Annotated in this window: 27 protein-coding genes; 13 read left to right on the top strand and 14 right to left on the bottom strand. The window is 69.7% G+C overall.

Annotated elements, in window-relative coordinates; translation table 11 throughout:
- The first annotated feature begins 34 nt into the window (after window positions 1-34).
- Both DFJ67_RS17185 and DFJ67_RS17180 read left to right on the top strand, forming a co-directional pair.
- The gene (locus tag DFJ67_RS17185) at window positions 35-946 is read left to right on the top strand and encodes an ATP-binding cassette domain-containing protein (protein WP_425321067.1); all 912 of its coding nucleotides are present in this window, start codon (window positions 35-37) and stop codon (window positions 944-946) included.
- Window positions 943-1,806 carry an ABC transporter permease gene (locus tag DFJ67_RS17180; RefSeq protein ID WP_203783572.1) on the top strand — a complete coding sequence of 288 codons (864 nt, stop codon included), beginning with the start codon at window positions 943-945 and terminating at the stop codon, window positions 1,804-1,806. The genes DFJ67_RS17185 and DFJ67_RS17180 overlap by 4 nt, the downstream gene beginning before the upstream one ends.
- Here DFJ67_RS17180 and DFJ67_RS17175 read toward each other — a convergent pair.
- From DFJ67_RS17175 to DFJ67_RS17160, 4 genes are all read right to left on the bottom strand, one after another.
- Window positions 1,752-2,714, bottom strand: coding sequence for a DUF808 domain-containing protein (locus DFJ67_RS17175; protein WP_116068907.1), 963 nt, complete (start codon window positions 2,712-2,714; stop codon window positions 1,752-1,754). The genes DFJ67_RS17180 and DFJ67_RS17175 overlap by 55 nt on opposite strands.
- A 106-nt stretch (window positions 2,715-2,820) precedes the next feature.
- Complete coding sequence (locus tag DFJ67_RS17170; RefSeq protein WP_116068906.1) at window positions 2,821-3,855, bottom strand: WxL protein peptidoglycan domain-containing protein; 1,035 nt, start codon at window positions 3,853-3,855, stop codon at window positions 2,821-2,823.
- 85 nt (window positions 3,856-3,940) lie between these two features.
- Window positions 3,941-5,875: a purple acid phosphatase family protein gene (locus DFJ67_RS17165; RefSeq protein ID WP_203783573.1), complete on the bottom strand. Its 1,935-nt coding sequence runs from the start codon at window positions 5,873-5,875 to the stop codon at window positions 3,941-3,943.
- Between the two features lie 172 nt (window positions 5,876-6,047).
- Window positions 6,048-7,256 carry a HupE/UreJ family protein gene (locus tag DFJ67_RS17160; protein WP_116068904.1) on the bottom strand — a complete coding sequence of 403 codons (1,209 nt, stop codon included), beginning with the start codon at window positions 7,254-7,256 and terminating at the stop codon, window positions 6,048-6,050.
- Between the two features lie 171 nt (window positions 7,257-7,427).
- Here DFJ67_RS17160 and DFJ67_RS17155 point away from each other — a divergent pair, with 171 nt between their 5' ends.
- On the top strand, window positions 7,428-8,090 hold the full coding sequence (locus DFJ67_RS17155) for a type 1 periplasmic-binding domain-containing protein (protein ID WP_116068903.1): 663 nt from the start codon (window positions 7,428-7,430) through the stop codon (window positions 8,088-8,090).
- Window positions 8,091-8,208: 118 nt separating this feature from the next.
- Here DFJ67_RS17155 and DFJ67_RS17150 read toward each other — a convergent pair whose 3' ends face one another.
- From DFJ67_RS17150 to dapA, 3 genes are all read right to left on the bottom strand, one after another.
- Window positions 8,209-8,958: an ABC transporter permease gene (locus DFJ67_RS17150; RefSeq protein ID WP_116068902.1), complete on the bottom strand. Its 750-nt coding sequence runs from the start codon at window positions 8,956-8,958 to the stop codon at window positions 8,209-8,211.
- Window positions 8,955-9,899: an ATP-binding cassette domain-containing protein gene (locus tag DFJ67_RS17145; RefSeq protein ID WP_116068901.1), complete on the bottom strand. Its 945-nt coding sequence runs from the start codon at window positions 9,897-9,899 to the stop codon at window positions 8,955-8,957. The genes DFJ67_RS17150 and DFJ67_RS17145 overlap by 4 nt, the downstream gene beginning before the upstream one ends.
- Before the next feature lie 67 nt (window positions 9,900-9,966).
- A complete protein-coding gene (gene dapA, locus DFJ67_RS17140; RefSeq protein ID WP_116068900.1) occupies window positions 9,967-10,845 on the bottom strand; it encodes a 4-hydroxy-tetrahydrodipicolinate synthase in 879 nt (292 codons plus the stop codon).
- Between the two features lie 73 nt (window positions 10,846-10,918).
- Between dapA and DFJ67_RS17135 the strand changes: the two genes are divergently transcribed.
- From DFJ67_RS17135 to DFJ67_RS17125, 3 genes are all read left to right on the top strand, one after another.
- Window positions 10,919-11,836 (top strand): LysR family transcriptional regulator, encoded by a 918-nt coding sequence (locus tag DFJ67_RS17135; protein ID WP_116068899.1) that lies wholly within the window; start codon window positions 10,919-10,921, stop codon window positions 11,834-11,836.
- A gap of 131 nt (window positions 11,837-11,967) precedes the next feature.
- Window positions 11,968-12,741 carry a dienelactone hydrolase family protein gene (locus DFJ67_RS17130; RefSeq protein WP_116068898.1) on the top strand — a complete coding sequence of 258 codons (774 nt, stop codon included), beginning with the start codon at window positions 11,968-11,970 and terminating at the stop codon, window positions 12,739-12,741.
- A 9-nt stretch (window positions 12,742-12,750) separates the two neighbouring features.
- Window positions 12,751-14,004, top strand: a complete 1,254-nt coding sequence (locus DFJ67_RS17125; protein ID WP_116068897.1) for an aspartate aminotransferase family protein — start codon at window positions 12,751-12,753, stop codon at window positions 14,002-14,004.
- On the opposite strand, the gene DFJ67_RS17120 is transcribed toward DFJ67_RS17125, so the two are convergent.
- The 4 genes from DFJ67_RS17120 to DFJ67_RS17110 are packed head-to-tail and all read right to left on the bottom strand — an operon-like array spanning window position 13,984 to window position 17,426.
- Window positions 13,984-14,952, bottom strand: coding sequence for a hypothetical protein (locus DFJ67_RS17120; RefSeq protein WP_116068896.1), 969 nt, complete (start codon window positions 14,950-14,952; stop codon window positions 13,984-13,986). The genes DFJ67_RS17125 and DFJ67_RS17120 overlap by 21 nt on opposite strands.
- A gap of 10 nt (window positions 14,953-14,962) precedes the next feature.
- On the bottom strand, window positions 14,963-16,228 hold the full coding sequence (locus tag DFJ67_RS17115; protein ID WP_170215891.1) for an FAD-dependent monooxygenase: 1,266 nt from the start codon (window positions 16,226-16,228) through the stop codon (window positions 14,963-14,965).
- Window positions 16,225-16,884 carry a VC0807 family protein gene (locus DFJ67_RS42745; protein ID WP_170215890.1) on the bottom strand — a complete coding sequence of 220 codons (660 nt, stop codon included), beginning with the start codon at window positions 16,882-16,884 and terminating at the stop codon, window positions 16,225-16,227. Before DFJ67_RS42745 ends, DFJ67_RS17115 begins: the two co-directional genes overlap by 4 nt.
- Window positions 16,881-17,426: a TetR/AcrR family transcriptional regulator gene (locus DFJ67_RS17110; RefSeq protein ID WP_203783576.1), complete on the bottom strand. Its 546-nt coding sequence runs from the start codon at window positions 17,424-17,426 to the stop codon at window positions 16,881-16,883. Before DFJ67_RS17110 ends, DFJ67_RS42745 begins: the two co-directional genes overlap by 4 nt.
- A 216-nt stretch (window positions 17,427-17,642) precedes the next feature.
- Between DFJ67_RS17110 and DFJ67_RS17105 the strand changes: the two genes are divergently transcribed.
- From DFJ67_RS17105 to DFJ67_RS17090, 4 genes are read left to right on the top strand one after another with little or no spacing between them, the layout of a single operon-like run.
- Window positions 17,643-18,095 (top strand): hypothetical protein, encoded by a 453-nt coding sequence (locus tag DFJ67_RS17105; protein ID WP_116068893.1) that lies wholly within the window; start codon window positions 17,643-17,645, stop codon window positions 18,093-18,095.
- Window positions 18,092-19,309, top strand: a complete 1,218-nt coding sequence (locus DFJ67_RS17100; protein WP_116068892.1) for an NRAMP family divalent metal transporter — start codon at window positions 18,092-18,094, stop codon at window positions 19,307-19,309. The genes DFJ67_RS17105 and DFJ67_RS17100 overlap by 4 nt, the downstream gene beginning before the upstream one ends.
- 1 nt (window position 19,310) lies before the next feature.
- Window positions 19,311-19,661, top strand: coding sequence for a PRC-barrel domain-containing protein (locus DFJ67_RS17095; RefSeq protein WP_116068891.1), 351 nt, complete (start codon window positions 19,311-19,313; stop codon window positions 19,659-19,661).
- A complete protein-coding gene (locus DFJ67_RS17090; RefSeq protein ID WP_116068890.1) occupies window positions 19,654-19,908 on the top strand; it encodes a PRC-barrel domain containing protein in 255 nt (84 codons plus the stop codon). Before DFJ67_RS17095 ends, DFJ67_RS17090 begins: the two co-directional genes overlap by 8 nt.
- A 5-nt stretch (window positions 19,909-19,913) precedes the next feature.
- Here the strand turns inward: DFJ67_RS17090 and DFJ67_RS17085 are convergent, their stop codons facing one another.
- Window positions 19,914-20,678 carry an SDR family NAD(P)-dependent oxidoreductase gene (locus tag DFJ67_RS17085; protein WP_116068889.1) on the bottom strand — a complete coding sequence of 255 codons (765 nt, stop codon included), beginning with the start codon at window positions 20,676-20,678 and terminating at the stop codon, window positions 19,914-19,916.
- 101 nt (window positions 20,679-20,779) lie between these two features.
- Here DFJ67_RS17085 and DFJ67_RS17080 point away from each other — a divergent pair, with 101 nt between their 5' ends.
- Both DFJ67_RS17080 and DFJ67_RS17075 read left to right on the top strand, forming a co-directional pair.
- Window positions 20,780-21,553 (top strand): tetratricopeptide repeat protein, encoded by a 774-nt coding sequence (locus tag DFJ67_RS17080; protein ID WP_147315527.1) that lies wholly within the window; start codon window positions 20,780-20,782, stop codon window positions 21,551-21,553.
- A gap of 72 nt (window positions 21,554-21,625) precedes the next feature.
- Complete coding sequence (locus tag DFJ67_RS17075) at window positions 21,626-22,252, top strand: tetratricopeptide repeat protein (protein WP_147315526.1); 627 nt, start codon at window positions 21,626-21,628, stop codon at window positions 22,250-22,252.
- Here DFJ67_RS17075 and DFJ67_RS17070 read toward each other — a convergent pair.
- Window positions 22,191-23,642 (bottom strand): MDR family MFS transporter, encoded by a 1,452-nt coding sequence (locus tag DFJ67_RS17070; RefSeq protein ID WP_116068886.1) that lies wholly within the window; start codon window positions 23,640-23,642, stop codon window positions 22,191-22,193. The two genes, DFJ67_RS17075 and DFJ67_RS17070, sit on opposite strands and share 62 nt — an antisense overlap.
- A 93-nt stretch (window positions 23,643-23,735) precedes the next feature.
- On the opposite strand from DFJ67_RS17070, the gene DFJ67_RS17065 reads away from it, so the two are divergent.
- The gene (locus DFJ67_RS17065; RefSeq protein ID WP_116068885.1) at window positions 23,736-24,326 is read left to right on the top strand and encodes a TetR/AcrR family transcriptional regulator; all 591 of its coding nucleotides are present in this window, start codon (window positions 23,736-23,738) and stop codon (window positions 24,324-24,326) included.
- On the opposite strand, the gene DFJ67_RS17060 is transcribed toward DFJ67_RS17065, so the two are convergent.
- Window positions 24,213-25,502, bottom strand: coding sequence for an MFS transporter (locus tag DFJ67_RS17060; protein ID WP_116068884.1), 1,290 nt, complete (start codon window positions 25,500-25,502; stop codon window positions 24,213-24,215). The two genes, DFJ67_RS17065 and DFJ67_RS17060, sit on opposite strands and share 114 nt — an antisense overlap.
- Between the last annotated feature and the right edge of the window lie 41 nt (window positions 25,503-25,543).

Below are 25,543 nucleotides of genomic sequence, written 5' to 3'. Positions count from 1 at the left end.
GAACCGGCGAACCTCCTGCGGCACCGTGGGCCGCGTGATCGAACTGCGCGAACTGACCAAACGCTACGGCCGCACCACCGCGGTGGACAGTCTGACCTGCACGGTGCGGCCGGGCCAGGTCACCGGCTTCCTCGGGCCGAACGGCTCCGGCAAGTCGACCACGTTGCGGATGATCCTCGGCCTCGTCGAGCCGACCCGCGGCAGCGCCACTGTCGACGGACGCCGGTTCCGTGACCACCACCGCGGACTGCGGCACGTCGGCGCGTTGCTGGACGGGGGCGACGTCCACGGCGGCCGCAGCGCCCGCAGCCACCTGGCGGCGCTCGCCGCCAGCAACGGGATACCGCGGGCCCGGGTCGACCACGTCCTCGACGAGGTCGGTCTGGCCGCCGTGGCCCACCGCCGCATCGGCGGCTTCTCGCTCGGGATGCGCCAACGCCTCGGCATCGCCGGCGCGCTGCTCGGTGATCCACCGGTGCTGCTCTTCGACGAGCCGATCAACGGCCTGGACCCCGAGGGCGTGCATTGGGTACGCGGGCTGTTCCGCGGCCTGGCCGCCCAGGGCCGGACCGTCCTGGTGTCCAGCCACCTGATGACCGAGATGGCGAACACCGCCGACCAACTCGTCGTTCTCGGCAAAGGGCGGCTCCTGGCCGCCGAGAGCGTCACCGACTTCGCCGGCCGCGGCGCCCGACCGACTGTCGTCGTGCGCTCCGCCGACGGCGCCAGGCTCGCCGAGGCGCTGACGTCGGCCGGCGGGTCGGTCGGGATCGAGGCGGACGGCGCTCTCGCCGTCACCGGGCTGACCGTGACGCGCGTCAGCGAGCTGGCGATGGATCGCCGCATCACGCTCAGCGAGCTGACCACCCGTACCCCATCGCTGGAGGAAGCGTTCATGAACCTGACTACCGACAGCGTCGAGTTTCTCGCCGGAGAGCCCCAATGACGGCTTCGAGGTTCCACCACCTGCTCGCCGCCGAGTGGATCAAGTTGCGCTCGCTGCGCTCGACGCCGTGGGCGTTGCTGGTCAGCGCGCTGACGATTGTCGGCCTCAACGTCAGCGCCGCCGTCGCCGACTACACGAGATTCCCCAGCTATCCGGCGTCGGTGCGGGCCGACTTCCTCAGCTCCGCCCTCTTCGACGCGTTCACCGACGTCGCCAGCCAGGTCGTGATGCTCGCGGCCGGCAGCATCGGCGCGATCATGATCGTCAGCGAGTTTTCCACCGGCCTGATCCGCACGACGTTCACCGCCGTCCCGCACCGGCGCGCCGTGCTGGCGGCCAAAGTCGTCGTGCTCAGCGCGGTCATGACCGGCTATGGCCTCATCGTGTCATCGAGCTCGTTCGGCGCGGTCCAGATCATCCTCGCCGGTCGGGGCGCCGACGTGCCGATCAGCAACCCACACGCCATGCGGGTGATCGCGGCCTCCACGCTCTTCACCCCGGTCTGCGCGCTGGTCGGCCTCGCGATCGGCAGCGTCATCAGGCACAGCGCGAGCAGCATCGTGGGTACGGTCGTCGTCCTCATGCTCCTGCCGGTCCTGTTCACCAGCCGGGACCCCGTTTTCGCGGCGATCGAGCGGGCACTGCCGCACAGTGCGTGGTATCACCTGTCGGCTGAGCAACTCGCCGGCCCCTGGACGGCCAGGTCCCGGCAACCGATCTCGGCGCTTGGACGGTGTACGCCGCCTGGGCCGTCGTGGCCGCGGCACTCGCGATCCTCGCCACCAACCGCCGCGACGTGTGACGGCTACTGCACTGGCTCGTGCGCCTTTTCGGCTTCGTCGTGCGACTTGCCACGGTGAAAGGTGACGCTCATGACGGCCACGATCAACGCACCGAGGATCAGGCCAACGACGGCGCTGGCCGCGGTGTTGACCAGCCAGCCCGCCAGGCCACCGAGCGCGCCGGTGGCGTCGTGGGCCGCCTCCTCGAGGTGGTGCACGACCTCGTAGGGGTGGTGCAGGCCCAGCTCATCCGCACCGACCAGCAGGATGTGCCCGCCGACCCAGAGCATCGCGGCGGTGCCCACGACGGTAAGCACGGCCAGCACCCGGGGCATCGCCCTCACCAGGCCGCGGCCGAAGCCGGCGACCCGCTGCCGGGGAAGCTCAGCCAGGCGCAGGCCGGCGTCGTCCATCTTCACGATCAGGCCGACCGCGCCGTACACCAGCACGGTCATGGCCAAGGCGACGATCACGAGAATCGCCAGCCGGGACACGAATCCCTCGTCGGCGACCTCGTTGAGCGAGATCACCATGATCTCCGCCGACAGGATGAGGTCGGTCCGGATCGCGCCCGACACCAACGTCTTCTCGTCGGGCTGCCGTTCCTCGCCCGCGCCGTGGGCATCATGGTGGGCAATCTTGGCCCAGACCTTCTCGGCGCCCTCGTAACAGAGATAGGCACCGCCGAGCATCAGCAGTGGAGTCAGCAACCAGGGCAGGAACTCGCTGAGCACGAGGATCACCGGCAGGATGATCAGGAACTTGTTGCGCAGCGAGCCCAGCGCGATCCGCTTGACGATCGGCAACTCGCGTTCGGCCGCGAGGCCACGCACGTATTGCGGTGTGACGGCCGCGTCGTCGATGACCACCCCGGCAGCCTTCGAACCGGCCTTGGCTGCGGCCAGGCCGACGTCATCGATGGACGCGGCGGCGGTGCGCGCCAGGACCGCCACATCATCCAACAGTGCCGCGAGACCACCGCTCACCGAAACTCCCTCACCATCGATACGGCCGTATGCCGGCCCATTCTCGTTGGCGTCCGCAACTTTCGCAGTGCGGCCCGGGAAACCCTTCAATCCAGCCGCGCGTCGGTCAGGCGGTCTTGGCCTTCTGGTCGCGCAGCGCCTGGTCGATGGCCTCCTGCACGCGGGCGTCCTCGCGGATCTTGCGCTTCGCGCGGTTGTGGCGCGTGAAGTAGACCGCTCCGACGACAAGAGCGATCAGAACGACCACCAACACCAGCAGCGTCCACGGTACGGCTGCCCCGTGCGCCGTGGCCTCGACCGGATCCAGCGCGCTGGTCGACCCCGACGGGTCGGTGAGCAACGGCGAGAGCGACACGGTCGCGCCCACGCGAAGAGCGGGCGCCACGCCGGAAACGGGCACCGACACCTTCCAGCTCTCACCCGGGAAAAGCTGCGGCGGCGCCGCGACCTTGCCCGCCGCCGTCCGCAGCCAGCCGAACGGGCCAGAGACGGACACGGCCTGCGAGGCCGACAGGATCGTGTTGCCGGTGTTGTGGATCGAGTAGGAGACGGTCGCGTCGCCCTTGGCGAACGGGTTGACCGTGCCGGCGTAGTCGACGTGGAAGTCTTCGATCGCGAGCGCGGGGTTGAGCTGACCGCTGACCCGCAGCTTGACCATGATGCCCAGGCGCCGTTCGACGTTGATGCTTTCCGCGCCTTCGGCCTGGGTCAGTGACGTGACGATGCCGCCGACATAATCGCCGGGCGTCGCGTTGGACGGGACCGCCATCGTGAACGGGATCGTGACCGTCTCGCCCGGCTTGATGGAGAACTTGTCGCGGTCGGCGTGCAGGAAGACCCCGACGCCCACCGACTTCTTGTCCTTGACCAGCAGGTCGACCTGGCCGGTGTCGGTCGTGAAGCCGTCCGCGGCGTACACCGCCAGGTTGAGGGGTGCCTTGCCCCGGTTGGCCACGACCATGGCGTCCTTGACCTGGCCGCCGGGGTTCACGGCGTAGCTGAAGCTGGACCGGTCGGCGCCGTAGCTGTTCGAAGCCGTCCGGACCGTCCAGGCGACGTCGCCGTCATCGGCCAGCGCGGGGCCGCTCGCACCCAGAATGGTCAGTGCGGCGACGAAGAACAGGGTCATGATCCGGCGCATCTTGGATCCTTACGCGAATTGAAGGAAAGTAGCGGCGGGGCGGGCACCCGAAGGCACCCGGCCCCGCCACCTGGAACACGTTCGATCAGCTGCTGAGTGCGGTGATCGTCAGGGTGGCGCGGTAGCCGCCCTTGTCGACGCTGCCCGGGATCTTCAGATCCAGGCCGGCGCCCAGCTTCGCGGTGCCCTTTTCGTGGCCCTGCGAAGCCCAACCGAGGCCACGGGAGACCGACAGGCCCTGGCCGTGGTCGTCGTAGGCCGACGGCACGGCGCCGCTGGCCTGCGCGCCGGCACCCGCCTCGAGCACCTGCGGCGTCCAGCCGAGGTAAGCGCCCGAGAAGGTCTTGTCGGCGTCGCGGAAGTCGCCGACGCTGGCCGAGATCGACCACGGGGCGAGCGAGCGACGGTTGTCCGACACGACGATCGGGTTGATCTGGCCGGTCGCACCGAAGTAGTCACCGTCGTGGTCAACGGCGGTGCCGAGGTCGACGAGACCGTTGTAGCCGTCGATCGTCCAGCCGAACTCACCCGGAGCGGCGTTGGGCACGTTGACCTGGATGGCCTGCCCGTCACCGTTGTAGGGGTGCACGGTGACCTTGTCGACGACCGAGCCGACCGGCTGGTCGGCCGTGGTGTTGTTGCACCAGTCGACGTTGCCGAGCTCGACCGCCGCGTTCGGCGCCGCGCACGTGCCGCTGCGAAGGTTTTCGACCACCAGCTTGTCGCTGCGGACCTGGACCTTCACGTAGGACCGGACGTGCTCCTGGTTCTGAACCGAGTTGTACCAGTAGCTGTCCGGGTTGAGCGGGTCCGGACCGTTGCCGGCGCCGCTCGACGGCTCGTTCGTCTTCGGGTCGGTGATGTCGTAGTACTTCGAGCCCGAGGACGAGTTGCCCGTCACGTAGAGCACTCCACCCGGACCGGCGACAACGTCGGCCGCACCGGGCTGCTCGGCCGGGTTGGCCTTCTCGCCGTTCTTGATCACGTAGCTACGCGAGTAGCTGTGGTCGTGACCCTGGAGGACGAGGTCGACACCCAGCTTGGAGAAGGCGGTCGGGAAGTCGACCCGGCGCACCTTGTTGTCGCCGTCCTGCGCGTGGTCCGCGGGCGAGTAGATCGAGTGGTGGTAAACCAGCACCGTCCACTTCGCGTCCGCGGCGTGCTGGTTGATGACGTTGGTGACGTAGCCGATGTGCGCCTCGTCGCCGCCGCCACCCGAGGCGGAGGTGTAGCTGTTGCTGTTCAGGTCGATGAACAGCACATCCTTGTAGATGTACCAGTAGTCACCACCCGACGTGTTCGAAGCCGGGTTGCCGTTGGCGTACAACGGGCCCGAGCGGTCGGTGTTGGGGGTGAAGAGGTGCTGCTCGTAGGCCTTGCCGCCGACGTCGTGGTTACCGATGGTCGCGGCCCACGGGTACTGGCGGAGCTTGTCGGGGGCCAGGAACGCGTTCCACTGTGCTTCGGTGTTCGCGGTCTCGACCTGGTCACCACCCGAGACGAGCAGTTCGGCGTTGGGGTTGGCGGCCAGCGAGACGTCGAGCGTGTCCTGCCAGCCGGCCTGGTCCTTCGCCACGTTGCCCGACGAACCGATCTGCGGGTCGCCGTAGAACAGGAAGTCGTAGTCGCCCTCGAAGTCCTGCGTCTTGAAGGAGTAGGTCGGTGACCAGCTTCCTTCGGCGCCGACCCGGTAGGAGTACGCCGTGTGCTCCTGAAGGCTGGAGATCGTCGCGTGGCGGTTGAAGCCACCGCTGGTCGCGATGTTCGCCGCGCCGATCGCGTCGAAGGTGGCCGCGTTGGCCGGGAACTCGTTGTTGACGAGCTCGGCCGTCGGGGCCACCTGGATCTCCTGCGCGGTGTCAGCGGAGGAATACCACGTGACGATGCGCTGCGACTCGTTGGCACCAACACCGAGGATGACGCTGGTGATGGTGGTGGGATCGGCCGCGCTGGCGGCGGTCGTGAGACCACCGATGGCAACGGCCAGGCCCAGGGCTGCCGCGATGGCCCCAGTGGCCATGCGGCGCCGCACAAGCCCGGAGGCCTGTGGGGAGTTGCTCAATCTCATCGGTTTCCGTCCCTTTTCCTGATGAGAGGAGGGGTATAGCGACCTCAACGTTTCGCCGCTCGATGAACTGGCCGTGAATGAGGTCCGGCGGATCGGTGGCCCTTCCCGAAAGATCTCAGCGATCTCACAGCCCGAAAGCCCTTTGCACGAACCAGATCAGTCCCATAACGGATACGCCCGCGGAAATCGCGCCGGTCGTCCAGAGACCAACCTTGGGCACCCGGTGGCGCAGCAGGATCAGGAGCGGAAAGACAACAGCGATAATCGTCAGTTGTACGACCTCGATGCCGACGTTGAACACCAGCAGCGACCACAGCAGCGTCCACGAAAAGGCTTCGTCGATCCCTAGTGCGCCGGCGAAGCCGAGACCATGCACGAGGCCGAAGCAGAAAACCACCCCGAGGCGGGTCCAACCCGCACGGTCCAGGTTGAAATGGCCGTCGCCGGTCGACTCGAGGTCGGTGGCGTGGCTGCCGCGCCGCCAGATCCGCCAGAGATACCAGCCCGCGACAGCGGCGATCGACAGCGCGATGACCGGTTCCACGACCCGGGCCGGCACGTCGACCAGACCGAGCGCGGCGAGGATGAACGTCACCGAGTGGGCCAGGGTGAAACTGGTCGCCGCGAGCACGATCTCCCGCAGGCGCCGCGATCCCGCGATGAGCGCCAGCAGGAACAGGATGTGGTCGATGCCGGTGAGCAGGTGCTCGGCGCCCAGGCGGAAGAACTCCCAGAACCGCTCCTGCGTCGACTGCCCGGTCGAGAACGACGGTTGGTTGGCGTCGAGCGCGGCGCTGCCGGAGTGGCCGTCCAGGTCGTACGTGACGATGGTCTTGGTGCCTTTGACGTAGCCCTCGGCATCGGGGAAGAGGGTGCTGCGCACCTCGTGCGCGTCGGCTCGGCCGGGGCAGGCCCAGTCGAGCAGCAGATCGGTGTAGGGCACGCCCTCCTGGACGTCCATTGTGAAGTCGCCCACTTTTGTCGGCACGCAGGCTTTACCGTTCGAGGTGACCGAGAAGCGCTTGGTGACGTAGGTGATCACCGAACCCGCATAGGTGTTGAGTGCCGCCACCTGCGCCACGCTGTCACCGTTGTCGAATGCGGTCGTCCCGGCCCGGAAAAGGGGATCGTTGTCCTCGTAATCGGCGGTGGAAACCACAAATAGGTCGTATTCGAGCCCCAGTTTCGTCTGCACGTGACCGTCGTCACCAGAGCTGATATCGACGAAAACGACCGACGAGAAGCCGTGTGCGAGCGCCGGCCCGGCGCTCAGCACGACAAACAGCGCCGCGACGATCGCGATGACAACAGAACGGCTGGTACGCAGTGCCAATGGTGCTCCTTCACTCGACCGTGCACGTTGCACGTCACGGGTGAACAAGAGCCGGCCCGCGGGCGAACCGCTGGCAACAACCTGCCGCTGCGATTTGAGCGCGGCGCGAACTGGGATAGGAAGAACGCGCACCTCATCGCCACCACTCGAAGGACGACCACGTTGCGCCCCATGCTTCGGGCCGCTGCCACGCTCGCCGTGGCCGCCGCTTTCGCCACCGGATGCGCCTCCGGCACCGGTGCCGACTGGTCACAACCGCGCCCGATTCCCAGCCCGGTCGGCACGCTCGGCCCCGGCTTCGTCGACCCGACGTCGGCACCCACCCCGGAAGCGACGATCACGCCGGAACCGGGCTCGTGGAACGGGATCCACCCGGCCAAGGGATACCGGGTCGTGCTGCTCACCGCCGGCGACGACGGCCCGACCAAGGCCCTGGTGACGGCGATCGAGGGTTGGGCCGAGGACGAGCACGTCGACCTGCGAACGGTGCGGGCCGGCAGCGACGTCGTGCCCAGCATCACGAAGGCGATCGACATGGGCCCGGACCTGATCGTCACCGCGGGCAACAACCTGATCGACCCGCTGGCGCTGGTCACGGCGAGCCACCTGGCACAGAAGTTCCTCGTCGTGGGCGCGGAGGTGGCCGAGCCCACTCACAACGTGACCGCGGTCGACTGGTCGGGAGCGTCATTCCGCGGCGAGGGCCTCGGCGCGTCGTCGACCTACGACGCCACCTCGTTCACCCCGGAGCGCTGCGCGGCCGCCATCCGAGCCGGGGCGGCCGCCGTACTCACCAACCTGACCGGCATCGTGATCTGGCTCGACCGGCTCTAGCTACGCAGGTGGGATCCGGTCGTGGCGTCAGGGTCTCGCACTCGATCGGCTCGTAGTAGCACGAAAGCCGCCTCAGCGATGTGGGGTTCGCTGAGGCGGCTTTCGGTAGGGGGCCAAGTCAGGCGCGCTTCTTGAAGGTGGAACTAGCCCACACGTAGCCGACGACCGCGATGGCGATGCACCAGGCGACCGCGATCATCGCGTCGTGGCCCGACGGCGTGCCGGCCAGCAGCCCCCGGAGGGTCTCGATGATCGGGGTGAAGGGCTGGTATTCCGCGAACTCCCGCAGCCCCGGCCCCATCTTGTCGGCGGGCACGATCGCGCTGCTGAAGAACGGCAGCATCACCAGCGGCACCGCGGCCAGGCCCGCCGTCTCCGGCGACTTCGCGAACAGGCCCAGGGCAACGGTGAACCACCCGGCCGCCGACCCCAGCAGGACCACCACACCGACCACGCCCAGCCAGTCGAGCGCACTCGCCGCCGGGCTGAAGCCGAGAGCGAAAGCGACCCCGGTCAGGGCCGCGATCGCAACCAGGTTGGTCAGCACGGTGGCCACGACGTGGCCGGTCAGCACCGCGCCGCGGGAGACGTCCATCGCCTTGAAGCGGTTGATGATGCCCTTGGTCATGTCGGAGTTGACCGCGGTCGCCGTCGACCCCAGCCCGTAGCAGACGGCCAGCAACATCAGACCCGGTGTGGCGTAGTCGATGTAGTCGACACCGACCGCGAACGCTTTGCCGAACATGTAGACGAACATCAGCATGATCACGATCGGCATGAGGACCGCGTTGAACACCGAGGTCGGGTTCCGGGCGATGTGCTTGAAGTTGCGGCGAAGCATGACGATCGCGTGCGGCTGGGTGCTCATTTCGCGTCCACCTCCGTGGTGTTGCTGCCGGTCAGGGCAAGGAAAACGTCATCGAGATCGGGCATGTGTACGGAGAACTCCTCGGCACTCACCGAGTGCTCGTCGAGCCGGTCGAGCAGCGCCCGCAGCGACTTGGTGCCGCCGTCGCTAGGCACCCGCAGCGCCAGCCCGTCGTCGTCGCGCTGGGCGTCGGTCAGCACCCGCGCCGCCTCGTCGAGCGCGGCGACATCAGCGAACCGCAGCCGGACGTGTGAACCCGGCACCTGCCGCTTCAGGTCATCCGGAGTGCCGGACGCCACCAGCCGGCCCTGGTGCAGGACCGCGACCCGGTCGGCGAGCTGGTCGGCCTCGTCCAGATACTGCGTGGTCAGGAAGATCGTGACCCCGTCGGCCACGAGCTCCCGCACGATCGTCCACATTGTCCGCCGGCTGCGCGGGTCAAGACCCGTCGTCGGCTCGTCCAGGAAGATGATCGACGGGTTGCCGACCAGCGTCATGGCCAGATCCAGCTTGCGGCGCATGCCACCCGAGTAGGTCGACGCCTGCTTGCCCGCCGACTCCACCAGGTCGAACCGCTCCAGCAACCCGGACACGACCCGCTTGGCCTCACCCGAACCCAGCCGCTTCAGGTCGGCCATCAACTGGAGGTTCTCGCGCCCGGTCAACAGCTCGTCAACCGCCGCGAACTGGCCCGTGACGCCGATCGCGGCCCGCACCGCCTTGGTCTCAGCGGCGATGTCGTGCCCGGCGACGCGTACCGTGCCGGCATCGGCGTTCATCAGAGTGGTCAGGATGTTGACTGTCGTCGTCTTGCCGGCCCCGTTCGGACCCAGCAGGGAAAACACCGAACCCGCGGGAACATCGAAGTCGATCCCATCGAGTACGACCTTGTCCCCGAACTTCTTCGCTAACCCGGAAACCTCAATCGCTGCACTGTTCATGTCGATAACAATCGACGGAGGCCCTGACACCGACCTGACACGCCACTGACACGTCGGGAGGCCGGTGTCAGGCAGGCACGGCCAGCACCTCGTCCAGCCGCGCGAGGTCCACGGAGGTGGCCTCGAGCAACGGCAGCCGCACCGTCGCGTCCGGAATGATCCCCAACTGAGCCAGCGCCGCCTTGGCCATCACGGCACCCGGAGAGGTCCGCATGATGATGTCGACCAACGGGAGCAGCGTGTGCTGGATCGCCCGCGCCGAGTCGAGGTCGCCGGCGCGGACCGCACGGATGAGCTCCGCGTTGCGACTGGCGGCGACGTTGCCGACGACGCTCAGCACGCCGGCGGCGCCACACGCCAGGTAGGGCAGGTTGAGCTCGTCGATGCCGCAGTAGTAGGCCAGCGACGTGCCCACCATGATCGACATGGCTTCGAAGAGGTCTCCCTTGGCGTCCTTGACGGCGCGGATCCGCGGATGCCCGGCGAGTTCGATCAGTGTGGCCGGTGACATCGCGATGCCGGTGCGCGCCGGAACGTCGTAGAGCATCACCGGCAGTTCGGTCGCGTCGGCCACCGCCACGCAGTGGGCCACCACCCCGGCCTGGGTCGGCCGGGAGTAGTAGGGGCAGACGAGCAGCAGCGCGTGCGCTCCGGCCGCCTCGGCCGCGCGGGCCCGGCGCACGCTGGCGGCCGTGTCATAGGTGCCGATGCCGGCGATCACCCGGGCCCGGCCGCGCACCCGGCCCGACACCGCGCCGACCAGCCAGGCCGACTCCGTTTCGGTCAGGGTGGGCGACTCGCCGGTCGTCCCGCCGACGACGAGGCCGTCGCAGCCGGTGGCCAGCAGGTGGTCGACGAGGCTCGCGAGCCCCGGCTCGCTGAGCGCGCCGTCGGGCCGCATCGGGGTCACCATGGCGACGAGGTTGGAGCCGAAGAGCGAGGTCATGCTGCGAGCCTGCCCGGCCCCGATACCAACGGTCCAGCGATGCTTTCTTGGCAGTATTGCGTAGGCTGGCTTCATGATCGATGTCGCGGCCCTGAGGGCGTTGCGGTCGGTGGCCACGCTGGGCACGCTGGCGGCGGCGGCCGACGAACTCGGCTTCACCGCCTCGGCGGTCTCGCAGCAGATCAAGCGGCTCGAACGGCAGGTCGGCGTGCCGGTGCTGGCGCAGGCCGGGCGCGGGGTGGTGCTCACGCCGGCCGGCCAGGCCGTCGTCGACTCGGCGCCCGACGTCTTCCAGGCGCTGGAACGCTGCGCCGAAGCGGCCCGGTCGGTCGCCGACGGCGCGCCCCGCGGCGTGCTCCGGGTGGTCGCTTTCTCGACCGCCATCCGCGGGCTGCTCGCACCCGCCGTCCCGCGACTGTCGACCCACTCCCCCGACCTGCGGCTGCACCTCACCGAACAGGACCCGGACCAGGCCCTGCACAGCGTCCATTCGGGGGTGGCCGACCTGGCTCTCGTCCACGACGCCGACGGGCTGCCGGCCCCGCTGCCGCCGTCGATGACCCAAAGTCACCTGCACACCGACGCCGGCGACGTCGTCATGAGCCGCACCCACCCGCTCGCCGCGCTCGACCGGCCACTCGCCCGCGCCGACCTGGCCGGCCACGCCTGGGTGACCAGCCCACCCGGAACCGTGTGCCACCAATGGTTCCGGCGGCTGTTCGAGAACGACGAACCCGCCGTACCCCATCTGATCGATGATTTCGCGACCCAGCTTTCGCTTGTCGCCGCAGGCGAGGTGCTCGCGCTGATCCCCCGGCTCGCCCGCCCGCCGCTGGGCGACCACCTCGTCGCCCGCCCGCTGCGCCGCCAACCGAAGCGCGAGGTCTACGCGGCGTGGCGGCGCAGCGCCGAGGCCAGCCCGGCGATCCAAGCGGTGCTCAGGGAACTGGCCCCGGAAAACCAGTTGAGCCCGGCGAGCTCGACGGCTTAGGTTGCGGGTCGGCAAACAGCACGACGCGAGGAGGTGGGACCCATGCACGCAGGGCGCTCCCCCTCGCCGCGATTGACCTAGGTCTCGCCCGGGAGCGCCGAATCAACAGGCACTCCCGAAAGGCAACGACCATGCATTTCACTGTGGAAACATCGGCCAACGGTGTCGTCGAACGCGAGTTCACGCTCGGCGAGATCACTGGCGTGCTCTGGTCGCCCGCGGGCGATTCGGCCGATCCCTCGCCCCTGGTGTTGATGGGGCACGGCGGCGGCCAACACAAGAAGACGCCGGCACAACTGGCCCGCGCCCGCGACGCCGTGACGACCTGGGGTTTCACTGTGGTCGCCATCGACGCCCCCGGCCACGGCGACCGCACCCGCTCGGCGGAAGACGAGCAGGCCCGCGCCGACCTCGGGCAGGCCCTGGCCGCGGGCGACAACGACGCCTTCCGCTCGGTCACCATCCGCTATGGCACCTCGCTGGCGGAGCGGGCCGTCCCCGAATGGCAGGCGACCATCGACGCCGTGCAGCAGGAGCTCGGGATCGAGGGGCCGATCGGCTACGGCGGCGGCATCACGCTGGGCACCGCGATCGGGATTCCGCTGACCGCGGCCGAGCCCAGGATCAGTGCGGCCATCTTCGGTGGCGGGTTCTTCCCGCACGAGGCGCTGATCGAGGCGGCACGAGAGATCACCGTCCCGGTCCAGTTCCTGCTCCCCTGGAACGACGAGCACGTCGACCGCCACGACGCGCTCGCGTTGTTCGACGCCTTCGGCTCGACAGAGAAGACCCTCCACGCGAACCCGGGCGATCACCGCAGCATCCGCTGGGTCGGCCTCGACAACGAGTTCCTGCCCCGGCACCTCGGTCGGCTTTCCCTTTCCAGCAAGGCAAGCGGTGTCTAGCGTGGCCCCATGGGCTTCTGGGACGACGTCGACCGGCACCTGATCCGGTATTCGGCAGCCGGGCGGTTCACCCCTGAGGTGATCGTGCGCGCCGAGGGCAGCTATGTGTTCACCGAGTCCGGGAGGCGGGTCCTCGACTTCACCTCGGGCCAGATGAGCGCCATCCTCGGGCATTCACACCCGGAGATCGTGGCGACGATCCAAGGCCAGGCGGCCACGCTCGACCACCTGTTCAGCGGCATGCTGAGCCCACCTGTGGTGGATCTGGCGCGCCGCCTGGCCGGATCGTTGCCCGACCCGTTGACCAAGGTGCTGCTGCTGACCACCGGCGCCGAGTCCAACGAGGCCGCGATCCGGATGGCCAAGCTGGTCACCGGCAAGCACGAGATCGTCTCCTTCGCCCGGTCCTGGCACGGCATGACCCAGGCCGCGGCGGCCGCGACCTACAGCGCCGGGCGCAAGGGCTACGGACCCGCCGCTCCAGGCAACTACGCGATCCCGGTGCCGTTCGCGCGCGGCGGCGCCGAGTTCGACTGGCCGGGCCAACTCGATCTCGCCTTCGACCTGATCGACGCCCAGTCGGTCGGCAGCCTGGCCGCCTGCATCGTCGAGCCGATCCTCAGCTCCGGCGGCGTGATCGATCTCCCGGAGGGCTACCTGGCCGCGCTGTCGGCCAAGTGCCGCGAGCGCGAGATGCTGCTCATCGTCGACGAGGCGCAGACCGGCCTGTGCCGCACCGGCGCCTGGTATGCCTTCGAGCGCGACGGCATCGTGCCCGACATCCTGACCCTCTCCAAGACGCTGGGTGCCGGCCTGCCGCTCGCCGCCGTGATCACCTCCGCCGAGATCGAGGAGCGGGCACACGAGCGCGGCTACCTGTTCTTCACCACCCACGTCTCCGACCCGCTGGTCGCCGCGGTCGGCAACCCGGTCCTCGACGTGCTCGAACGCGACAAGCTCGACGTGCGGGCCGCCGAGTCGGGCAGCTTCCTGCGCAGCGGCCTGCTCGACCTGGCCGACAAACACGAGATCATCACGGATGTACGCGGCCGCGGCCTGCTCGCCGGCCTCGAGTTGGCCTCCGACGAGGTCGGCGCCGAGGTGACCCGGCGCTGCCTCGAACTCGGCCTGCACATGAACGTCGTGCAGCTACCCGGCATGGGTGGCGTGTTCCGCATCGCGCCGCCCCTGACCGCCACCCACGACGAACTCACCGAAGGACTGGAGATCCTCGACCGGGCCTTAACAGAAACCCCGGGTTAGGAACGGGCGCTGGCCCGGCTCGCCGATGTCCAGGGGGATGTTGACCGAGCTGGGCAGGGCGTCGAGGGTCACGTTGGGCAGGATGAACTCGCGGCCGGTATAGCGCTGCTCGACCGACTGGGCGGCGGCGGGCTTGCAGATCAACGGGTCGGCGTAGGTGTTGTAGCCGCGCCCGACACCGGTGTTGAGGAACCCGGCGTCCTGGCACTGGTAGAGCACCGCCCGCAGCGCCGCGGCGTTGCGCGGGCCCGCATAGCCGGCCGCGAAGTTGGCGAAGCACTGCGTCGACTCGGCGCCCTCGTAGGGCGACGGCCCGGCGGCGGTCAGCGCGGCGAGGAAGTCGGCGTTGCAGCCGATCTCGGGCCCCGGGAAGGCGCCGTCGAGGAGGGCGGCCCGCTGGCAGCCGGTGACGTCTTCGAACGCGTCGACCACGTCTTCGTTCCGGCCGAGCCGGGTGTAGGCCCGCTCGAGGTCACGCAGCGCCGCGCGTGGGAAGCCGAGTTGTTTGCCCACCAGGCGGAACCACTCGGCGAAGGTCGGCACCGTGGCGTGCACGCCGCGCGGAAGGGTGTAGACGGCGAGGTCGGTCGGGTAGGGCCAGGTTTCCAGGCCCGGATAGCCGACATAGGACAGGATCCCGACGCCAACCTTCGCGGGCTGGTCGCCGTAGCGGTGGCGCAGCTTCAGGTAGGCCTCGAGGTTGACGCTGGAGCCGGCCCACGCGTACGCGAAGCCGCTCGGGTAAAGGAAGTTGTCGCCGCGGCTGTGCGTGGTCGCGAACAGCGTGGGCTCGACACAGCGCACCTCCCGCGCCTGCCAGGCGGCCTGATATTGGCCCGGTGTGCTGATGCACCGCTCACCGGCCGCAGCCGGCGAGCCCACGGCCAGCCCGCCGGCGATGGCCAGAACGAGGGCGCAGAGGAGAGTGCGGATTCGGCGCAGGTCCATCGACGGGCTCCTAGCGTTCCGGGGTGACGCCAGTCTCCACGCTGGAACTATCGCTGTCGATCCAGGGATCGACCCCTGCCACGTAGCCGTCCGGCCGGACGGTGACCGGGCCTTGCGGGGTATTGACGACGTGCCGGCGGCCGTCGTGCAACACGGTCAGGTCGAGGTCCGGCAGCCGGTTGCCGTGGTCGAGCCCGGCCACCCGGGCGGCCAGCGCGCGGGTGTCGACCAACTCGGCGAAGACGGCCCGCAGCGCGGTCACGTCCTCGTCGGGCACCAGCAGCACGCCCTGGGCCTGGGTCGACTGCAACACCCGGGCCGCGACCGGGTGCCGCTCCGCGTGGTAGGTGTCGAGCAGGTCGTCGCCGGATTCGCCGCGGATCACCTCGGCCAGCTTCCAACCCAGGTTGAAGGCGTCCTGTAGGCCCAGGTTGAGGCCCTGTCCCCCGGCCGGTGAGTGAATGTGTGCGGCGTCGCCGGCCAGGAAGACGCGACCGACGCGATAGTCGGCGGCCTGCCGGGTGGTGTCGGTAAACCGGCTGGCCCAGCGCACCTCACCGAGGGTCAGGCCGTCGCGGGCCAGTGCGTTGGCCACCTCGGCGTCGGGCACCGGGTCGTCCTTTCCGGCCGCCATCTGCTTCGGGCCGGCGGCCAGCACCCGGAAGACGCCGTCGCCCAGCGGCAGCACGGTGAGCAGCCCGTCTCCGCCCGGCGCGGGCAATGCCCATGCAGACGGCCCCGCCTCGGCCAGAGTGACGTCGGCGACCAGGGCACAGATCCGCGCGTCGCGGCCGGGGAAGGCCACGCCCAACTGCTTGCGGACGACGCTGCGCGCGCCGTCGCACCCGACCAGATAGCCGGCGGCGGCGCCGTTCACCAGCACGCCCGACGAGTCCTGGCTGAACGACTCCACTGCTTCGCCATAGCGGATCTCGGCGCCCAGGCTGGTCACCCAGGACGCGAGGCGCTCCTCGACGCGGGCCTGCGGGATGCCGATCTGAAAGGGGTAAGGCGTCCGCAGCGTCGAGTAGTCCAGCGGAATGCCGGCGAAGTGGCCCGCCGGCAGCCGGGCCGGCGCGATCGCCAGGATGTCGTCGAGCAGTCCGCGGGAGGCCAGCACCTCGGCCGACCGGGGTTGCAGGTTGAGCGCCTTCGACTGGCCGGTGCGGGCGGCCAGCCGCTCCAGCACCACCACCCGGGCGCCGCCCAGGGCCAGCTCGCCGGCCAGCATCAAGCCGGTCGGGCCGGCCCCGGCGACGATCACGTCGGTGCTCATGCGCGCAGGTCCCACTTCTTGGTGTAGTAGAGGTGGAACAGCAGGGTCGGCACCAGGATGACCGGCCAGCTCGCGTTGAGCACCGCCGGCGCGAGGTCGAGCGGCAGCAGGTAGGCGGCGAACAGGGTCGCGACGACGTTGAGCAGGCCGGCGCAGCCCCAGACGAAGGTCAGCACCCGCATCGCGTAGCGGAACTTGCGGTCGGTGTCCCATTTGGACTCCCACGCGTGCAGCCCGTCGGCGCCGACCTTGGCCAGCACGAACGTCCGGTAGAGCGACATCAGCGCCGGCCGGCCCACCCACACCGAGGCCAGCAGCCACACCGCGACCAGGCCGCCGAGCAGGCCGCCCCAGGCGTCGCGGACCAGCATGGTGCGGGCGTCGCCGGTCATGGCCGAGACGCCCAGGCTGAGCGCGACGACGGAGATGACGAAGACCGCCAGAAAATCGATCTTGCGGGTACGCACGAACTTGGCGATCACCGCGACCACCGGGATCACGCCGGACAGCAGCAGGGCCCACCATTGGTCGACGCCGGCGACGCGCAGGCCGTAGAACGCGATGAGCGGCAGGCCGAAGTCGACGAACAGGTGCAGGAGGAGAGTGCCGCGGCTGGGCGCCGCAGTGCGGGATTCGGGTTGGGCCGTCGTGGTCATGAGGGGTCCTTCCGGGTGGCGAGGCTGAAGAGGGCGACCAACTCGGCCGCGTAGGCGTGCGGGTCGAGATCGGGCCGCGCGGCCGCGGCGTCGATGGCCGCACGCAACGTCACCGCCATCACGACCGGGTCGAAGGGGCGGAAGTCTCCGGCTTCCTGGCCCTCGCGGAACAGCGTGGCCAGGCGGGACACCGGGTCGTCGACGTCTTCGAGCCGCACCAGCGAGGTGCCGTCGTCGGCCCGGGCGTTGGCCGCGATCTCGTTGACCGCCCGGATGGCGGTCGGGTGCTCGGCGATGAACTCCAGGTTGGACTCGATGTAGGTGGCCAGCAGCTCGGGACGGGTGCCGCCCGCGCGGAGTCGCTTGCCCATGTAGTCGGCCGCCTCGGCAAGCACGGCACCGACGACGGCCCGGACCAGCTCGGCCTTGTCGTCGAAGTGGTAGGAGATCAGCCGCGTGCTGCTGATCCCGGCCCGCTTGGCGATGCGGGCGAACGAGGCGTTGCCATACCCCAGCTCGGCGATCGTGTCGATCGCGGCCATGACGATCTGCGCCCGCCGGGCTCCCGATGTCACAGTCTCAGTTACTCGCATGAGTAACTTTTTACTCGCTCAAGTAAGAACCGTCAAGCGTGAGATCCCGACGAGTTGGGTAACCGGCTGCGCCGGCAGGTCGGCAGAGCCGGCTGCGCTGGCAAGTCGGCAGAGCCGGGTGCGCCGGCAGCGCCGGCGGGTCGGCGGGTCGGCGGAGGAGGGGCCATGCGGTCACGGGACTGGGCGGCGACGCTGGTCACGGTCGTCGCGGTGCTGTGGGGTGGCCTGGGATACCTCGCGACCAGGCCGGCCGACTTCCACGACTACCGCACGATGACGGTGTCCGCTGCGCAGTCGGCCTACGGGGCGGTCGCCACCGCGCGGCTGGCCGCCGGCGCGCGGGCCGACGGCAGGGTGACGGCGGCATTCGCTCGGGCGAGCCTGGCCGACGCCCGAGACGCGCTCGGCGGTGCCGCGAAGAACTTCGCCGCCGAAGGACCGCCGGACGAGCGGTCCCGAAAGCTGCGCGACGAGCTCGACCCGCTGCTGCGCGAGGCCAAGGCCGCGCTCGACGGGATCGAGGAGGCCGACGGCACGCCCGCGGCGTTGCGGGCCGCCGCCGACGGCGCCGCCGCGGTGTCCGACGGCCTGACGACGTTCATCGCGGTGCACTCGTGAAACGGCTGCTGGCTGTCACCCTCGGCATCCTGACCGCCATCGGTGGCTTCGTCGACATCGGCGACATCGTGTCCACATCGGAGGCCGGCGCCCGCTTCGGCCTTTCCCACGCATGGGTGCTGGTGGTCGGGGTCATCGGGATCTGCGTGTATGCCGAGATGGCCGGCCGGGTCGCGGCGGTCAGCGGCCGGCCGGTCTTCGACCTGGTCCGCGAACGGCTCGGCCCGCGGGTCGCGCTGGTCAACCTGATCGGCTCCTACCTGATCACCGTCGCCACGCTCGGCGCCGAGATCGGTGGTGTCGCCCTCGCGCTGCAACTGCTCAACGGCGCGCCGTACCTCCTCTGGGTCCCGCTCGTCGCCGTGCTGCTCTGGCTGGCCCTCTGGCGGGTGCGGTTCGAAACGCTCGAACGCGTCTTCGGGCTGGCCGGGCTCGCGCTGATCGTGGTGCTGGTCTCGGCGTTCTCGCTCGGCCCCGACTTCGGCGGCGTCACACACCTGACCCCGCCGGCGGGCGAGAACTGGCCCACCTACTGGTTCTTCGCGATCGCGCTGTTCGCCTCGGCCATGACGCCCTACGAGGTGTTCTTCTTCTCCTCCGGCGGCGTCGAGGAACGGTGGACGGCCCGCGACCTCAACCTCTCCCGGGTCAACGTGTTCCTCGGTTTCCCGCTCGGCGGGCTGCTCGCCTTCGGTTTCCTGGCCACCTCGGCGGCCGTCTTCCACCCGCTCGGCGTACGCGTCGACACACTGGGCCAGGCGGTCCTGCCGGCGGGACTCGCGTACGGCCAGATCGGTCTTGCCCTGGCCATTATCGGCGTCTTCGCGGCCACCTTCGGCGCGGCGATGGAGACGAGCCTGTCGGCCGGCTACACGGTCGCGCAGTATTTCGGCTGGGCCTGGGGCAAGATGCTGCGGCCCCGCCAGGCCACCCGGTTCCACCTGGTGGTGCTGGTCAGCATCCTCATCGCGGTCGCCGCACTGCTGACCACGATCGACCCGATCCAGCTCACCGAATACATGCTGATCTTCAGTGCCATCGCCCTGCCGCTGACCTACCTGCCGATCCTGGTCGTCGCCAACGACCGCCGCTATCTCGGCGACAAGGTCAACGGCCGGTTCGCCAACGCGCTGGGCCTGATCTACCTGGTGATCGTCGTCGCCGCGGCGGTCGCGGCGATCCCGCTGATGGTGATGACCGGGATGGGAGGCTGACATGTTGCTCGCGTTCGATCTGCTCGACCGCCAGATCGTCGACCGTGACGGCACGCCCGTCGGCAAGGTCGACGACCTCGAACTCGACGGGCCCCGGGTGACCGCGCTGCTCACCGGCCAGCAGGCGCTCGGCCCGCGGCTCGGCGGCTGGTTGGGTCGCTGGGTGACGACGTCGGCGGCCCGGCTCGACATCGACCGCCGCGGCCCCCGCCGGATCCCCTACGACCTGGTCGAGCGGATCGACTCGGCCGTGCACCTGTCGGTCCGCGTGGAGTTGCTCGACCCGGCGCCGCTGGAACGCTGGCTCGACGAGCATGCGATCGGTCGCATCCCGGGAGCCGACGATGACTGAGCGGGCGAGCGACCTACTCGGCCGGGTCGCCGTCGATCCGGCCGGCCGTCCACTGGGCCGGGTGGTCGACCTGGTCGCCGACGGCCCGCAGATCACCGCGGCCATCGTCGTGCGCGGACCGTGGGGACGCCTGCTCGGGTATGAGCGCGACGAGGCCGGCGGACCGTGGCTGCTGGAGGCGGTGGCCCGGCTGATCCTGCGCCGCGACATGACCACCGTGCCGTGGTCGGAGCTGCGACTGCGCTGACCCGATCAGAGGTGAATGCCGCCGGAGACCTCGATGCGCTGGCCGGTCACCCAGCGGTTGTCGTCGCGCAGCATCGCGGCGATCGCGGCACCGGCATCGTCGGCGAGGGCGATCCGGCTCAACGCGGTGACACCGACGATCTGGTCCTGGACCTGCTGGTTGTCGCGCAGCAGGCCGTCGCTGAAGTCGGTGGCGATCGGACCGGGAGCGACGGTGTTGACCCGGATCCCGCGGCCGCCGAGGTCTTCGGCGAGATAGCGGGTAAGCACCTCGGTCGCACCCTTGGCGGCGCTGTAGACGATGCGCTGGGGCACGTAGAACCGGGTCATGGCGGAGGAGACGTTGACGACCGCGCCGTTGTCGGCCAGGAGCCCGGAGAGCTTCTGGGTCAGGAAGTAGACGCCCTTGAAGTAGACGTTGACGACCCGGTCGAAGTTCTCCTCGGTCACCTCGCCGAACGACATCGGAATCTGCATCCCGGCGTTGTTGACCAGATAATCGAAGCTGTCCCGACCCCAGGTCTGCTTCACGACATCGGTGACGGTGGTGACGAAGCCATCGAACGAGCCGACATCCCCGGCATCGAGCTCGAGCGCGACCGCGGCTGGCCCCAGGTCGGTGATCTCCTTGACCACCTCGGCCGCCTCCTCGGCGTGGCTGCGATAGGTGAGGATGACCCCGACCCCATCTCGGGCCAGATGCAAGGCGGCACTACGCCCGATGCCCCTGTTGGCCCCGGTGATAATTGCGATACGCCCAGAAGAACTCATGGCTCAACCCTCCACCGCGCTAGGGGCGACAGCCAGTGTCTGCTCTTCCTGGGAGTGCGAGGGACAGTCGCCGCCGCGCTTGATCATTAAGATCCCGCGACGTGACGTCGAAACCCATGCCGATCGAGGTGGCCTTCGCGCTGTTGCGGGAGGGCCGCGTGGTCGAGGCCGAAGAGCTCATGGCGCGCGAGGTGAAGGCGGTGACCAAGAAGCACGGTCGGGGCAGCACGGCTTGGGCGGCGGCTCAGTGTGACCTAGGGAGCCTGCTGCTCAACTGCGACCGGATGGGTCGCGCCATCGAGTGCTTCCGCGACGCCGCCTCCGTTGCGCCCGGCCAGGATTACGAGGCCGCCAGGGACCAGCTCAGCTACCGGATGAACCTGGGCATGGTGCTGCGGATGGCCGGGCGGCTCGACGAGGCCGAGACCGAACTGCGGCGCGGCGCCGAGGACCGGCTGGCGTTCTACGGCCGCGAGCACGCGGGCTACGCGTTCGGCCTCGAACCGCTGGCGGAGCTGCTGCTGCAACGCGGCAACCTGCGCGAGGCCCGGCCGGTCATCGACGAGACGGTGGCCAACTTCTGGCGCAACGGGCACGAGCGGGTCGCGACCGCACTGGCGTTGCGGGCCGAGATCGTGCGCGCGGAGGGCGCCGAGGGTTCGCTCTTCGGCGACCTGGCCCAACTGCCGGACCACGTTGTCGAGCAGGTGTGCGCATCCGTGCTGAATCGAGCGGGCCACGGCGACCAGACGATCTACCAGGCAGTTCTGGCGGACCTGGTCGCCGTGCTGGAGGCCAGGCTCGGCCCCGACCACCAGGCGACGCTCAACGCGTTGTCACAACTGGCGAACACCGGCCGCGAGCGCGGCGACTAGGCCGGGCGGGTCGACGCGATCCAGCGGGTGCTCGCCGCATACGACCGTCAAGGTCGGACAGAGGACGCGCTGATGGCGGCGCTGGGCCTGGCGATGGCCCAGGGCGACGCAGGCGACACCGACGGATCGCTCCGGACCTACGCATCGGCGTACGACCGGGCGCGACGCATCGCCCGCCCGGAGGTGATGAGCCAGGTGTTGCGCAACTGGGGGCTCGCCTTGAGCGAAGCCGGCCAGCTCGGCCCGGCGGAACAACGTCTCGGCGAGGCGGTGGCACAGGCGCGCCGCGCTGGCGATGGTGAGACCCTGGGCCGCGCGGATGTCGCACTCGGCATTCTCCTCCAGCACGACGGACGCCTGGACGAGGCCCGCAGCGTGCTGGAGGAGAGTCTGTCCAATCTGGACCCCGTGCACCCGGACGCGCTCGTCGCCCGCAGCCACCTCGGCGCGGTCCTGGAGGGTCGCACCTGCGGTTGCGGCGACATGCCGGCGACGATCACGGACGCGTGCCGCGAGTTCATCCTGAGCAAGATCCCGACGGACCTCCTCGCCACATTGGCCGTGACGATCGAGGAGGGCGACATCCTGGTCAAGGTCGAGCTCCGCCGCGAGCCATCGGAGGAGGAACTCGAACGTCTTAACGGTGTTGTGCAGTCGGCATACGCGGAGTTTCGGCGCCGGTTGACGCGTCAGGGCTAGGCGCTGCCGCCTGGTGGGGCAGGGCCAGCGCGATCAGCACCGCGAGCGCGGTGAAGGCCGTGGCGCACCAGAACGCGATGTCGAAGGCCGACGCGCGGTCGCCGGCGTGACTGGCGATGGCGCGTTCCAACACCACGGCCAGGACCGCCGTGCCGAACGAGCCGCCGATCTGCTGGACGGTGCGCGTGATGATGCTGGCGTGCGGCACCGCGTCGCGTTCCAGGCCGGCGTACGCGGTCGCCATCATCGGGATCGTCACCGCTCCCAGGCCGGCGCCGCGCACCACCAGCGCGACGATCAGTTGCCACTCCGGGGTGTCGGCGGTGGCCAGCGCGAACGGGACCGTCGAGAGCAGCACCACGACCAGGCCGGTGAACGCGATCCAGCGGGCGCCGATGCGGTCCGTGAGCTTTCCTGCCACGCCGCGGCTGAGCAGAGCGCCGACGCCTTGCGGTGCCAGCAGCAGGCCGGCGGCGAGGGCGCTCTGGCCCCGAACCTGTTGGAAATACAGGGGTACGAGCAGCATCGCGCCATACAGCGCGAAGCCCGACAGGAACAGCAGGGCGTTGGAGGTGGTGAACGAGCGGAGCCGGAACAGGCGTACGTCCACCAGTGGGTTCCGGCTTTTCCAGGCCCGCACCGTGAAGACGAGGATCAGCAGCGCGCCGGCCAGGATCGGGAGGAACACCGACGGGTGACCGAAACCGCCCTCCGCGCCGACCCGGGCCAGGCCGAAGACGACCGCCGCGATGCCGGGTGACAGCAGGGCCAGGCCCCAGCCGTCGAGGCGCGATCGGCGTTCCGGTGGCGGCGCGGCCATCATCCGCCAGGCCAGCACCATGCCGACCACGCACAGCGGCACGTTGACCCAGAAGATCCAGCGCCAGGTCAGGTGGGTGACGATCAGGCCGCCCAGCACTGGGCCGAGGATCGGGCCGAGCAGCACCGGCATCGCGATCACCGCCGTGGCGCTGCCGAGCGACCGGCCGCCCAGCGACTGCATCAGCAGCGTCGTCATGACGGGGAGCATGATGCCGCCGCCGACGCCCTGGACGACCCGGAAGGTGATCAGGCTGCCGGCGTCCCAGGCCAGGCTCGCGCCGACCGAGCCGGCGAGGAACAGGGCCAGTGCCGAGATCCAGACGGTCTTGGCGCCGAACTGGTCGAGCAGCCAACCGGTGACCGGGATGACGATGGCGAGCGCCAGCAGGTAGCCGGTGGTGACCCACTGGACCGTGGCGATGCTGGCGTGCAGGTCGCGACCGAGGGTGTCGAGGGCGACGTTGACGATCGTGGTGTCGAAGACGACGGCCAGCACACCGGTGATGAGGACGGCCGCTTGCCGGATGAACGCCGGGTCGAGGCGCGTCGCGGGAGGAGAGGATGTCATGGCGGATCTCCCCGCTCAGGAAATAAGGTACGTAGGTGTATCTAGTCTTCGCGCCGCGAGGACTGATGTCAATAAGATGCAGAGGTGTATCTAATGCAGGCGCAGCGCCGGCGTGGCCAGGAGTTGGAGGACGCACTGCTCCAGGCCGCCTGGGAGGAACTCGTGGCGGTCGGCTACGGCGGTTTCACCATCGAGGGCGTCGCCGCCCGTGCCGGGACGAGCCGACCGGTGCTCTACCGGCGCTGGCCCAACCGGGCCGATCTCGCGGTCGCGGCGATCCAGCACTACGGCCGGACGGACCCGGTCGACCTGCCCGACACCGGCTCGCTGCGCGAAGACCTGATCCAGGTGCTCCGCAACGCGTCGGCCCGCCGCAGCGAGTTGGCCGTGCTCTTCAGCGTGCAGATGGGCCAGTTCTTCACCGAGACCGGCACGTCGCCGGCCAAGCTGCGCGCCGACTTCCTGAGCGGCCGGCCGCAGCCCTCCGGCATCAACCTCATCCTCGACCGGGCCGCCGCGCGGGGCGAGATCGACGCCGGCCGGCTGACCGAGCGGATCGCCAACCTGCCGTCAGACCTGCTCCGGCACGAGATCCTGATGACCCTCGCGCCCGTCGCGGACGCGACCATCGTGGAGATCGTCGACGACATCTTCCTGCCGCTGGTCCGACCGACCCGCGGCTAGCCGCGCATGACGCACAGCGACCGGTGCCGCGAAGCCGGTCAACGCGAACATCGCACCGACGGCGAGCCAGCCGGGCGCGCCCCAGCCGATGCAGAGCGCGATCAGCAAGGCCGGCCCGAACGCGTCGGCGAGCCCGGCCCCGAGCCCGAACACGCCCAGATACTGCCCGGTGGCGTGGTCGGGAGCCAGCGCGAAGGAGACCTCGAAGCCCGCGGCCGAGTGCCACAGTTCGCCGACGGTGTGGATGACCGCCGCCGTCAGGATCAACGCGACCGCCGCCCACCCCGGGATCCCGCCGGTGAACGCGATCAACGAGCAGGAAACGAGAAAGGCCACCCCGGCTCGGCGGTACGCGCGACCGCCGGCCGCCGGGGTGTCGATGCCCCGGGTGGCCCGCACCTGGAACACGATGACCAGGAACGTGCTGATCAGCATCGTGCCCGACACCATCCAGGCCGGCGCCGTCGTGGCCGTCACCAGCCACAGTGGAATGGCGACGGTGAGCACCTTGAACTGCACCGCCAGCACGCCGTCGAGCGCCGTGAGCACGAGATAGGGCCGGTCGGCCAGGGCGACCCAGCGCGGGCCCGGAGCGGCCGGCTCGGGTCGCACCGCCGGCAACCCGACCAGGACCACCGCGGAGACCACGAAGGCGATCGCGTTGCCGGCGACCATGAGCTGGTAGGCCGTCAGCGTGCCGACCTGCACCGCCCAGCCGGCACCCAACGCCCCGACCGACACGCCGACGTTGGTGACCGCCCGCAGGTAGGCGCGGAACTCCTGCGGGCGGTCACCGCCGTAGTGCCGGATGAGTGGGCTGCGCGCCGCCAGCCCGGCCGCCTTGGCACCGGCCGCGGCGCAGACCGCGACCACGAACGGCCAGAAGCTGTGCACCAGCACGAACGCGGCCGTGGCGAGCGCCTGGACGACCAGCGTCACCGCGTAGACGCCACGGGCACCGTGCCGGTCGGCGAGATGCCCGGCACCGATGCCGACCGCCAGCGAGATCACCCCGGCGATGGCCAGCCCGAGGCCCACCTGGCTGGCCGGAAGCCGCACACCCTGGGTGAAGTAGAGGACCCCGGCCGTCAGGTAGAGCCCGCTGCCGACGGTGTAGACCAGGTTCGACGCGGCCAGGAGGCGTTGCGGTCCCGGTTCCGGCAGCAGTCGAGGCATGAGCCTCAGTCTTATTGCAAACTATTGGCAATAGCAAGAGG

It is taken from the genome of Asanoa ferruginea (assembly GCF_003387075.1).
Taxonomy (GTDB): domain Bacteria; phylum Actinomycetota; class Actinomycetes; order Mycobacteriales; family Micromonosporaceae; genus Asanoa; species Asanoa ferruginea.
The sequence above is the reverse complement of the archived record's forward strand: the minus strand, read 5'-3'. Positions and strand labels throughout refer to the sequence as shown.

Bases quoted from the DNA above. Each gene is read 5' to 3' on its own strand.
- DFJ67_RS17180 (WP_203783572.1), top strand. From the start codon at position 943: ATGACGGCTTCGAGGTTCCACCACCTGCTCGCCGCCGAGTGGATCAAG.
- DFJ67_RS17170 (WP_116068906.1), bottom strand. From the start codon at position 3,855: ATGCGCCGGATCATGACCCTGTTCTTCGTCGCCGCACTGACCATTCTG.
- DFJ67_RS17165 (WP_203783573.1), bottom strand. From the start codon at position 5,875: ATGGCCACTGGGGCCATCGCGGCAGCCCTGGGCCTGGCCGTTGCCATC.
- DFJ67_RS17155 (WP_116068903.1), top strand. From the start codon at position 7,428: ATGCTTCGGGCCGCTGCCACGCTCGCCGTGGCCGCCGCTTTCGCCACC.
- DFJ67_RS17150 (WP_116068902.1), bottom strand. From the start codon at position 8,958: ATGAGCACCCAGCCGCACGCGATCGTCATGCTTCGCCGCAACTTCAAG.
- DFJ67_RS17145 (WP_116068901.1), bottom strand. From the start codon at position 9,899: ATGAACAGTGCAGCGATTGAGGTTTCCGGGTTAGCGAAGAAGTTCGGG.
- dapA (WP_116068900.1), bottom strand. From the start codon at position 10,845: ATGACCTCGCTCTTCGGCTCCAACCTCGTCGCCATGGTGACCCCGATG.
- DFJ67_RS17135 (WP_116068899.1), top strand. From the start codon at position 10,919: ATGATCGATGTCGCGGCCCTGAGGGCGTTGCGGTCGGTGGCCACGCTG.
- DFJ67_RS17130 (WP_116068898.1), top strand. From the start codon at position 11,968: ATGCATTTCACTGTGGAAACATCGGCCAACGGTGTCGTCGAACGCGAG.
- DFJ67_RS17125 (WP_116068897.1), top strand. From the start codon at position 12,751: ATGGGCTTCTGGGACGACGTCGACCGGCACCTGATCCGGTATTCGGCA.
- DFJ67_RS17120 (WP_116068896.1), bottom strand. From the start codon at position 14,952: ATGGACCTGCGCCGAATCCGCACTCTCCTCTGCGCCCTCGTTCTGGCC.
- DFJ67_RS17115 (WP_170215891.1), bottom strand. From the start codon at position 16,228: ATGAGCACCGACGTGATCGTCGCCGGGGCCGGCCCGACCGGCTTGATG.
- DFJ67_RS42745 (WP_170215890.1), bottom strand. From the start codon at position 16,884: ATGACCACGACGGCCCAACCCGAATCCCGCACTGCGGCGCCCAGCCGC.
- DFJ67_RS17110 (WP_203783576.1), bottom strand. From the start codon at position 17,426: ATGGCCGCGATCGACACGATCGCCGAGCTGGGGTATGGCAACGCCTCG.
- DFJ67_RS17105 (WP_116068893.1), top strand. From the start codon at position 17,643: ATGCGGTCACGGGACTGGGCGGCGACGCTGGTCACGGTCGTCGCGGTG.
- DFJ67_RS17095 (WP_116068891.1), top strand. From the start codon at position 19,311: ATGTTGCTCGCGTTCGATCTGCTCGACCGCCAGATCGTCGACCGTGAC.
- DFJ67_RS17090 (WP_116068890.1), top strand. From the start codon at position 19,654: ATGACTGAGCGGGCGAGCGACCTACTCGGCCGGGTCGCCGTCGATCCG.
- DFJ67_RS17085 (WP_116068889.1), bottom strand. From the start codon at position 20,678: ATGAGTTCTTCTGGGCGTATCGCAATTATCACCGGGGCCAACAGGGGC.
- DFJ67_RS17075 (WP_147315526.1), top strand. From the start codon at position 21,626: ATGGCGGCGCTGGGCCTGGCGATGGCCCAGGGCGACGCAGGCGACACC.
- DFJ67_RS17070 (WP_116068886.1), bottom strand. From the start codon at position 23,642: ATGACATCCTCTCCTCCCGCGACGCGCCTCGACCCGGCGTTCATCCGG.
- DFJ67_RS17065 (WP_116068885.1), top strand. From the start codon at position 23,736: ATGCAGGCGCAGCGCCGGCGTGGCCAGGAGTTGGAGGACGCACTGCTC.
- DFJ67_RS17060 (WP_116068884.1), bottom strand. From the start codon at position 25,502: ATGCCTCGACTGCTGCCGGAACCGGGACCGCAACGCCTCCTGGCCGCG.